Source organism: Photobacterium carnosum, assembly GCF_002849605.1.
GTDB classification, from domain to species: Bacteria; Pseudomonadota; Gammaproteobacteria; order Enterobacterales; family Vibrionaceae; genus Photobacterium; species Photobacterium carnosum.
Genome location: NZ_NPIB01000015.1, coordinates 102020 through 111168 on the forward strand (window position 1 = coordinate 102020; position 9149 = coordinate 111168).

Annotated in this window: 7 protein-coding genes, 1 tRNA gene and 1 rRNA gene; 5 read left to right on the forward strand and 4 right to left on the reverse strand. The window is 38.7% G+C overall.

Annotated elements, in window-relative coordinates; genetic code table 11:
• Window positions 1-16: 16 nt before the first annotated feature.
• Entirely contained in the window at window positions 17-1525 is a 1509-nt protein-coding gene (gene pepA / locus CIK00_RS12950) for a leucyl aminopeptidase (protein ID WP_101769261.1), read from the reverse strand.
• A gap of 195 nt (window positions 1526-1720) precedes the next feature.
• Between pepA and lptF the strand changes: the two genes are divergently transcribed.
• Window positions 1721-2821 carry an LPS export ABC transporter permease LptF gene (lptF, locus tag CIK00_RS12955; RefSeq protein ID WP_101769262.1) on the forward strand — a complete coding sequence of 367 codons (1101 nt, stop codon included), beginning with the start codon at window positions 1721-1723 and terminating at the stop codon, window positions 2819-2821.
• Window positions 2821-3894, forward strand: a complete 1074-nt coding sequence (gene lptG / locus CIK00_RS12960; RefSeq protein ID WP_101769263.1) for an LPS export ABC transporter permease LptG — start codon at window positions 2821-2823, stop codon at window positions 3892-3894. Before lptF ends, lptG begins: the two co-directional genes overlap by 1 nt.
• A gap of 63 nt (window positions 3895-3957) precedes the next feature.
• On the opposite strand, the gene CIK00_RS12965 is transcribed toward lptG, so the two are convergent.
• The gene (locus CIK00_RS12965; protein ID WP_193435470.1) at window positions 3958-4449 is read right to left on the reverse strand and encodes an RDD family protein; all 492 of its coding nucleotides are present in this window, start codon (window positions 4447-4449) and stop codon (window positions 3958-3960) included.
• A gap of 242 nt (window positions 4450-4691) precedes the next feature.
• Here CIK00_RS12965 and CIK00_RS12970 point away from each other — a divergent pair.
• Together CIK00_RS12970 and CIK00_RS12975 are read left to right on the forward strand one after the other, a co-directional pair.
• Window positions 4692-4776, forward strand: a tRNA-Leu gene (locus CIK00_RS12970).
• A gap of 399 nt (window positions 4777-5175) precedes the next feature.
• Window positions 5176-6039 (forward strand): PA4780 family RIO1-like protein kinase, encoded by an 864-nt coding sequence (locus tag CIK00_RS12975; RefSeq protein WP_101769265.1) that lies wholly within the window; start codon window positions 5176-5178, stop codon window positions 6037-6039.
• Window positions 6040-6133: 94 nt separating this feature from the next.
• On the opposite strand, the gene CIK00_RS12980 is transcribed toward CIK00_RS12975, so the two are convergent.
• Entirely contained in the window at window positions 6134-6826 is a 693-nt protein-coding gene (locus CIK00_RS12980) for a 2'-5' RNA ligase family protein (protein WP_101769266.1), read from the reverse strand.
• A gap of 175 nt (window positions 6827-7001) precedes the next feature.
• A complete protein-coding gene (tsgA, locus tag CIK00_RS12985; protein WP_101769267.1) occupies window positions 7002-8189 on the reverse strand; it encodes an MFS transporter TsgA in 1188 nt (395 codons plus the stop codon).
• A 770-nt stretch (window positions 8190-8959) separates the two neighbouring features.
• Here tsgA and CIK00_RS12990 point away from each other — a divergent pair.
• Window positions 8960-9149 (forward strand): 16S ribosomal RNA (locus CIK00_RS12990); the annotation flags it as partial.

Below are 9149 nucleotides of genomic sequence, written 5' to 3' on the forward strand. Positions count from 1 at the left end.
CCCTTTTCTGAATGTCTTATTCGACAATCTCTTGGCCTGCTCGATTGAGAAGAAATTGGACTAACAAGGGCACCGGACGTCCGGTCGAGCCTTTCGCTGCTCCACCTTTCCAAGCCGTACCCGCTATATCAAGGTGAGCCCAATTATATTTCTTAGTAAAGCGAGATAAGAAACAGGCAGCAGTAATAGTGCCTGCACCGGGTGAGCCTAAGTTTGCCATATCAGCAAATGGGCTAGCAATTTGCTCTTGGTACTCATCACTCATCGGTAGACGCCAAGCGCGATCGCCCGCTTGTTCTGACGCATTAATAAGTTCATGTGCTAATGGATTATGATTGCCCATTAAGCCACTAATATGATGACCAAGTGCTACTACACATGCGCCAGTTAATGTGGCAACATCAACCACACACTCTGGCTCAAAACGTTCAACGTAAGTTAATGCATCACATAATACCAAACGGCCTTCGGCATCGGTATTTAACACTTCAACCGTTTGACCTGACATGGTGGTTAAAATATCACCAGGACGGTAAGCGCCGCCACCAGGCATATTTTCACAACCAGCAAGTACACCGACAACATTAATCGGTAGATTCAGTTTTGCTAACGCTTTCATGGTACCAAATACAGATGCTGCGCCACACATGTCGTATTTCATTTCGTCCATTTGAGCACTAGGCTTGATAGAAATACCGCCTGAATCAAATGTTAAGCCTTTACCGATAAGAACAATGGGTTTGGTGTCTGGATCCGGGTGACCTTTATATTCAATTACTGACATCATAGCTTCATTTTTAGAGCCTTGACCGACAGCAAGGTATGATGTCATACCTAAGGTTGCCATTTCTTGTTCACCAATAATCTTGGTACTCACTGTCTCAAAATCATCTGCTAAACGACGTGCCTGTGAGGCTAAATAAGCAGGATTTGCGACATTAGGTGGCATATTACCGAGATCTTTACTGGCTTTAACACCAGAAGATATTGCAAGACCATGCGCAATAGCACGTTCGCCTAAAGAAAGCTCACGGCGAGTGGGTACATTAAAAACTAATTTGCGTAGTGGACGTCGCGTCTCTGGCTTGTTACTTTTAAACTGATCAAAGGTATAAAGGCTATCTTTGGTTGTTTCTACTGCTTGACGTACTTTCCAGTAGGTATCACGGCCTTTAACATGCAGCTCTGTTAGGAAGCAAACGGCTTCCATTGAACCTGTTTCATTGAGCGTGCTGATGGTTTTTTTGATGATTTGCTTATACTGACGTTCATCAAGTTCACGCTCTTTACCACAACCAACAAGTAATACTCGTTCTGACAATACGTTTGGAACATGATGTAATAACAACATCTGTCCTGGTTTACCTTCAAGGTCGCCACGACGTAATAATGAGCTAATATAGCCATCACTAATTTTGTCTAGCTGTTCCGCGATTGGAGAGAGACGACGTGGTTCAAATACGCCCACGACAATACACGCACTGCGCTGTTTTTCGGGGCTACCGCTTTTGACACTGAACTCCATGCGTACTCCTAACATCCTATAAAGACAATTAACGCTAAATGTTAGATAATACCACACTTGCTTGCTCTGCCGAGATTTCGGTATAGGCTTAAAAGCGTGGACTTACATTCAGCCGAAAGATAAAAAAATAACTAATTTAACCAAAAACTATAGTGATTCCATCAAAAAAACAAGTTTTCTATGGGAATATAACGCGTGATTATTGTTAGGTATTTGACGAGAGAGACAGTAAAAAGCCAATTAGCAGTACTTTTTGTGCTTTTTCTTGTCTTTATTAGCCAAAAGTTCATTCGCATTTTAGCACAAGCGACTGATGGTTCGATCCCGAGTGATCTCATCATTACTTTAATGGGGCTTTCTATTCCAGCAATGGCATTGCTGATGTTACCACTGAGTTTATATATTGGTATTTTGCTAACTTTTGGGCGTTTATACGCTGAAAGTGAAATTACTGTTATGAGTGCTACCGGTATGGGGAATAAGTTTCTTATTCGTGCGGCATTAGCGTTAGCTTTAATTACGGGCTCTATAGCAACGGCCAATGCATTATGGGTTGCACCATGGGCTCAATATAAAATTGAACAAATTACAGACCAAGCTAAAGCTGATCCCGGTTTAAATATGTTGGTTAAAGGCACCTTCCAAATGGCGCCTAATGGATCAGGCGTGGTATTTGTTAATAACATTACCGATAAAGGCTCCAAATTACATAATGTGTTTATTGCTCAATTAAAAGCCCAAGATACATTGCAGCCTAGTGTTATGGTGGCAAAACAAGGTTTTGTTACCGAGCTGGCAGATGGTCGCCAAATGTTAGATTTACAGCAAGGTACTCGTTATGAAGGTGTACCAACGCAGCTTAATTATGGGATCACCCATTTTGATGATTACCAAGCGTTAATTGGGCAACGTAAAGTAAAACAAAGTGATCGTGATTGGGAAGCGAAAACGACCGCTGAATTATTAAAAGATCCAAGTTTAGCGGCAACAGCAGAAATGCAATGGCGGTTATCGTTAATTTTATGTATTCCATTATTGGTGATGATTGTGGTGCCGTTGTCGGCTGTTAATCCACGCCAAGGTCGATTTGCGAAATTAGCGCCAGCAGTATTAATTTATTTAGCGTATTTCTTAGCTATATCATCCGCAAAATCTGCGATTGAAGATGGTTTTATTCCTGGGTGGATGGGAATGTGGCCGATTAATATTGGCGCACTATTGATTGCGATAGGTTTAAATAGCTGGGATAGCTTACCGGTTCGACGCATTAAAGATAAATTACGGAGACGCGGTTAATGTTTAAAATTCTCGACTGGTATATTGGCCGAACTATTATCGCAACATCAGCATTAACCTTATCAACCTTGGTGGGGCTTTCTGCCATTATTAAGTATGTTGAGCAGCTACGTAAAGTCGGTCAAGGTAGTTATGATTTACTGAAAGCATTGTATTTTGTGTTGTTATCGATGCCACAAGATATCGTTACATTTTTTCCTATGGCAGTATTACTCGGCGCATTAATTGGCTTAGGTATGTTAGCTTCAAGCTCTGAGTTGGTGGTGATGCAAGCAGCAGGTTTTTCTAAGCTAGATATTGGTTTATCTACTCTAAAAACCGCAGTGCCATTAATGATCATTGTGACTTTATTAGGGCAATGGGGTGCACCACAGGCACAAAAATCAGCCCGAGAGTTACGTGCGTTATGGACCAGTGGCGGCAGTATGTTATCGGTTCAAAGTGGTGTGTGGGCAAAAGATGATAATGACTTTATTTATCTTGGCCGCGAGCATGATAAAAATCAGATTGATGTGGTGAATATTTGGCAATTTAATGGCCAAGATAAACTACTTGATGTGTTATCAGCAAAAACGGCAACTTATGACGCGAAGCTTGGCTGGACGATGCAGAATGTTACTGTGACCAATATGACTAATCCTGCCAAGATTACAAATATTCATTACGATACCAAAAAATGGCAAACGACTTTAACCCCTGATAAGTTAGCGGTCGTTACTGTAAAACCAGAAGAGTTATCACTTTCTGGATTATATGATTATGTTGGTTATCTGAAAGAATCTAAGCAAGATGCAATGCGTTATGAACTCGCATTTTGGCGAAAAGCACTGCAACCTGTATCCATTGCGGTAATGATGTTATTAGCATTATCATTTGTCTTTGGGCCGTTACGTTCGGTGACGATGGGTGCTCGGGTGTTATCTGGGGTTATCTTTGGATTTGCATTTTATATCTCTAATGAAGTGTTTGGACCGATGAGCTTAGTCTATAATTTACCTCCGATAGTCGGTGCGCTTGCACCAAGTCTGGTGTTTTTAGCCATTACTATCTATTTACTCCGACGTAAATTATAGCGATTAAAAAAGGAGCCTAATGGCTCCTTTTTTATTGGGATATTTTTTTATCATGAGTACATTCTAGTGTACTTTTTCAGTCACGATCATTTCGCATTCCGCCATGATATCTTGCATTGAACGGCGCGTATTATTAAATGCCATCAAGTTACCTAAACCAAATGCTGAGGTGGCAATTCGAATAAGCGCCTGAGTGATTTTAATGCGAGATCCATCCGTATTTTGAAGTTTTAGTTTCCATGCGCGCATGCCTAATGTTTGTCCTGCTTGAGTCCAAAAATAACTATAAAAACCAATAATAATAATTGCAAGATAGGCACTATATAATGTGCTTGCGGTTGGATTTGATATTAAGTAATTACTGGCGTCTTGGTAGTTACCTAACGTTAGTACACCAACATGAAGGAGTGCCGCCACCATTGCCATCGCAAGCGATCCTGCAACCATTAAAATCGCCACGACGATAAGCATATCGTAGAACCAAGCCCCTAAACGACGAAACAAGTTTGGGTATTGGTGTGAAGGTATTGCATGTTGTGGTTTGGTTTTCTTCATGATGGTTCCGATATCAATGATAGTTGAATAAATCCTTATAGTGGCAGTGTAGCAGTAAACGAAATTTAGATGAATGAACTAAATTGCTACAAAATATATTCATGGATCACATTACATAGTGGTTTGATTATCATCAATAAAATTATTTCAGATTAAAAAAACAACGCCTGAGTCTTTATTCGAAAAATGTTCTCGATTATTGCTTGCACATCAACGTGATATACGTATAATGACCGCCATAAGCCCGAGTGGTGAAATTGGTATACACGACGGATTCAAAATCCGTTTCCTTCGGGAGTGTCGGTTCAAGTCCGACCTCGGGCACCAAATTTCAGAAAAAAGCCTCAATCGCAAGATTGAGGCTTTTTTTGTGTCTCATCTCCATGCTAAATTTCTTAAGTTCGCTTTTCACCTTGTCATCAATCAAAGGAAAGCGGGTTTAAGTCCCCAAGTTATTCCTTTTCTGATTATCTTTATTTATTGATTAAATTTAAAAATGTGACTATAGCGGTTGTCGTTAAATTAATAACCAACACTTTTTGTTTTATGTTATTGTTTTTAAAGTGATATATTATATATTTAAGCTCGTTTTTTTCTGAGCTGGTTTTATAGTTAGCGGGTCAGCTAATAAATAACCACTCATCAATACTTGTTAAAAATTTTCAGCTAGCGATAATGCGATATTATAAATAAGTATATTCCCAGTTACTGACAAATGTAGGTGTAATGAAGATTCCTCCACGATTACAACCCCTCGTTGAAGATGGTCTTGTTGATGACGTTTTATCTCAACTGATGAGCGGTAAAGAAGCCTCTGTGTATGTTGTTCGCAGTGGTGGCAAAATTTGTTGTGCCAAAGTCTATAAAGAAATTGATCAACGTAGCTTTAAAAAAGCGGTGACTTACCGTGAAGGGCGAAAAGTACGTAATAGTCGTCGTGCTCGAGCCATGGAAAAAGGCTCTAAATTTGGCCGTGATGAACAAGAAAAAGTGTGGCAGCAGGCAGAAGTTGATGCTTTATCATTATTGCTAAAAGCTGATGTGCGTGCTCCTATTCCTTACGGCTGTTTTGACGGCGTGTTGTTAATGGAATTGATCACCGATGAGGATGGTGCTGTCGCGCCTCGTCTAAATGATATTACATTAACCAAAGAAGAAGCCTTACGAGATCATGCGTTAATGATGAAATATATCAAGCGTATGTTATGTATTGGTCTTATTCATGGTGATTTATCTGAATTTAATGTGTTAGTGGACGGGCACGGTCCGGTGATTATTGACTTACCTCAAGCGGTTGATGCTTCAGCAAATAATAATGCTAAGTGGATGTTTGAGCGTGATGTGAATAACATGGCTAATTATTATGGTTGTTATGCACCAGAGTTACTTGAAACGCAATATGGCAAAGAAATGTGGGCATTATTTCAAGCGGGTACACTAACGCCTGATACCGAATTAACGGGTGTTTATATTGAAAGCGAAGTTGATGCTGATATTGATGGCCTAATGGCAGAAATTAATGCGGTTATGGCTGAGGCTGAATTACGTCGTGCTCGATTAATGGGTATTGATGAAGAAGAAAGTGAGTAGTCACTCTTATGATGTAGCTTTAGAATAGCTAATGTAGAGTAGAGTGGTGCCACCTAGAAAGCCTCAATCTTTGGTTGAGGCTTTTTTATGTGTACTATTTAGTAAAAGAATAATGAGCAATAACCGCTTTGGTTTGACCATTATTATTAACTGCTGCGATCCCAATCCCTAGTGCTTTAAAATTTACAGGGTGAAATTTATCACCGTAATTTGTCATAAACTGGGTGAGTTTTTGATGATCCGTTTGTGGCAGTAAAGTGATATGAGGTTCAAAGTTAGTGAATACATTTGGACTCCCGTAACGTTGGAATGCTGCCAGTTTTTCTGGGTAGTGACTAACCCATGTTGGTACTTTAGGATCCATTGCACGCAGTGGTGCGATAGTTATTGCGGCTGTGTCAGCTAAGCGCTGGAGTTCTGGAGTATTACTGACCTTAAGCATCAGCCAATCTCCTTTAGTCGACTCAATATTGTTAAGTGTTAAATTAAAACTGTGCCACTGGCTCGCAAGTTGTTGGGCTTGTTGTTTCAGTGATTTGAGGTTTTGGGTCGGATATTCGGTTAAATAAAGGGTGATATGGGGTAGGTAACCTTGGCTATAAAGAGACGATAAGTGTTGTTTTTTTAGTTGGTGACTGATCGTTGAAACTGTTTTATCAACATTATGGCTCGGGATCAGAAACAGGTTATAACTGGTTGTGGGTGATGCAAGTGATGGTAAAGGGGTAGCAATAACTGCGGGACTAATACAGAGGCATGTTAAGGCTAATAGATGTTGTTTAAACATTTCAATATGCTGCTTTAAAGTCAGTGATACGGCACTTTATACCTTTTTAGAATGATATTTTGTTAGAGTGATAACAATAATCAACGAATAGATAAAAGTAGAGGTGTTTCTACTTTTATTGAGTTATAAAAAAGCCTCACTTTGAAGTGAGGCTTTTTATTGAGTGGTGTTTTAATTAGTGACCATTGTGGCCATTGATTCGGTGTTTCGTAACAAAACCAACCAATACACACATAACAAACACAGCAGCATAAAGAGCATTCGCGGTAACTAAAGCAGCATGTGTGCCATAGTTTTTAACGATAGGGCTCGTTACCACGAAAGTTAACATTGTACCAATTGTGCCGCATAGCAGAATAAAGTTAACCAATTTTGGTGAGGATACTTTAGTTTGCTGTGAGCCTAAGGTAATAATAGTGGTATAAATTGCACTACTGATAAAGCCAAGTGCTGAAATTATGTAGATAAGATTATGTGGGTCAGTATCTTTATTAAATAGATACATTAGTACTGTTGCCAAGCCTGATAAAACAACCACAAAATAATGAAGGTCGAATTTCTTTAGCAAGACACTGAAAATCCACATACCAATCATATAAGCACCCCAGAAGTAACTTACTAATTGGCTTGCACTACTAATAGATAAGCCTAATTTGTTAGTTGCGTATTCAGGGATCCAAGAAATAAAGCCAAGTTGACCTAAGATGTAACATAAAGCTGCAATCGCTAAGAATAGAACACCCAATCCCCATTTTTCTTTTGGTTCATTGGTTGCCGCTTCTTGAGGTGCGTCTTTTCCTAATACAGGGAATGTAGACATCAAAGTTAAGATGAAAATAGCAAGGTAGATAATACCAATTGCAGCGTAGACCCAATACCATTGCATATGATGTGCTAATACTGCTGCAGAAATGATAGGGAAAACCATACCTGCCATACTGAAAAATGAATCAGTAAATAGCAAACGTGAACCTCGTTCTTTACCATCATAAATATGAGTGATTAAGTAAGTACCAATCGACATGGTGATACCACTGACAACACCAAGAACGAACATACAGCCAGAGAAAATAGCAATATTATGACCAAAAATAAGGCCAAGGATTGCTAATAACATAAGAATGAAACCAAAAATGAGCTGACGTTTTAGTGGAACAATTTCCATTAACCAGACATTAAGGAAAATAGAAATTAAAATACCAGTATTAAGGAAAGTGAATGTGTTGCTCATGCTTGATATTGGTAAATCAAAATATTTAGCAATATCTCCCATAACGATACCGGTAACGATAATCAGAGATCCAGTTAGGGCATAGGATAAGAAACTTATCCACGTCAGAAGAATGCGATTCTGGTTTGTCATAGCAAATCCTGTATAACTTTCGATTATAATTAAAGAGGCAAATGAAATGCCAATTAATGAAAGGGCTGAATCCTAACATAAGGATTAGCTGTATTTGTGATATATCTCACTATTATATGGCATGGGGGAATTTATCATACCAATAAGATATGAATAATCATGATTTATAAGCTGAATTTTTATTACTATTTGTTTTTATTGTTTTTATTTTTGTGTGAATTTAAGTTTTTTAACAATATTTTGTCGTTATTTATGTTTAGTTGCTCTTATTTGTAAATATCTTGATATTTTTGTTCTATCTATAGGGTTTTAATTCTCCTTCATTACAAGGAGGTCGATTACTATTGATTAGTATAAAGATATAAAACATGCCAGTTAGTGATGAATTTTGAATCGAATTTAAACTATTTGGTCACTGTTTATACTTGGTTGCATTTTTTTTGAGAATTAAGGTAATTAATACTTGCTAATGTGATCTAAGTCTCTATAATCCGACCTCACTGACACGGAGCAAGCCATTGGCTAGCAACGAAATCAGTATGTTCTTTAACAATTTGACCATGCAATCTGTGTGGGCACTCACTGAATAGTTAAGTCGAAAGATTTATCAATAAACTGAGTGACCAATACAAAATGACCCAATCTATTTATAGAGAAGATTATTTTGGCACAGTTATTTAATTATCATTTTTTAAATGATAAAAAGCTTTAATTTACTACGGTATTTAAAGTCAGTATTTATTGAGCCGGTCGAAAGACCAACAAAACTTTAATTGAAGAGTTTGATCATGGCTCAGATTGAACGCTGGCGGCAGGCCTAACACATGCAAGTCGAGCGGTAACAGATTGATAGCTTGCTATCAATGCTGACGAGCGGCGGACGGGTGAGTAATGCCTGGGAATATACCCTGATGTGGGGGATAACTATTGGAAACGATAGCTAATACCGCATAATCTCTT

What these genes read in the sequence shown, in the direction of transcription:
- pepA (WP_101769261.1), bottom strand. Translation starts at nt 1,525, where the DNA reads ATGGAGTTCAGTGTCAAAAGCGGTAGCCCCGAAAAACAGCGCAGTGCG.
- lptG (WP_101769263.1), top strand. Translation starts at nt 2,821, where the DNA reads ATGTTTAAAATTCTCGACTGGTATATTGGCCGAACTATTATCGCAACA.
- CIK00_RS12965 (WP_193435470.1), bottom strand. Translation starts at nt 4,449, where the DNA reads ATGAAGAAAACCAAACCACAACATGCAATACCTTCACACCAATACCCA.
- CIK00_RS12975 (WP_101769265.1), top strand. Translation starts at nt 5,176, where the DNA reads ATGAAGATTCCTCCACGATTACAACCCCTCGTTGAAGATGGTCTTGTT.
- CIK00_RS12980 (WP_101769266.1), bottom strand. Translation starts at nt 6,826, where the DNA reads ATGTTTAAACAACATCTATTAGCCTTAACATGCCTCTGTATTAGTCCC.
- tsgA (WP_101769267.1), bottom strand. Translation starts at nt 8,189, where the DNA reads ATGACAAACCAGAATCGCATTCTTCTGACGTGGATAAGTTTCTTATCC.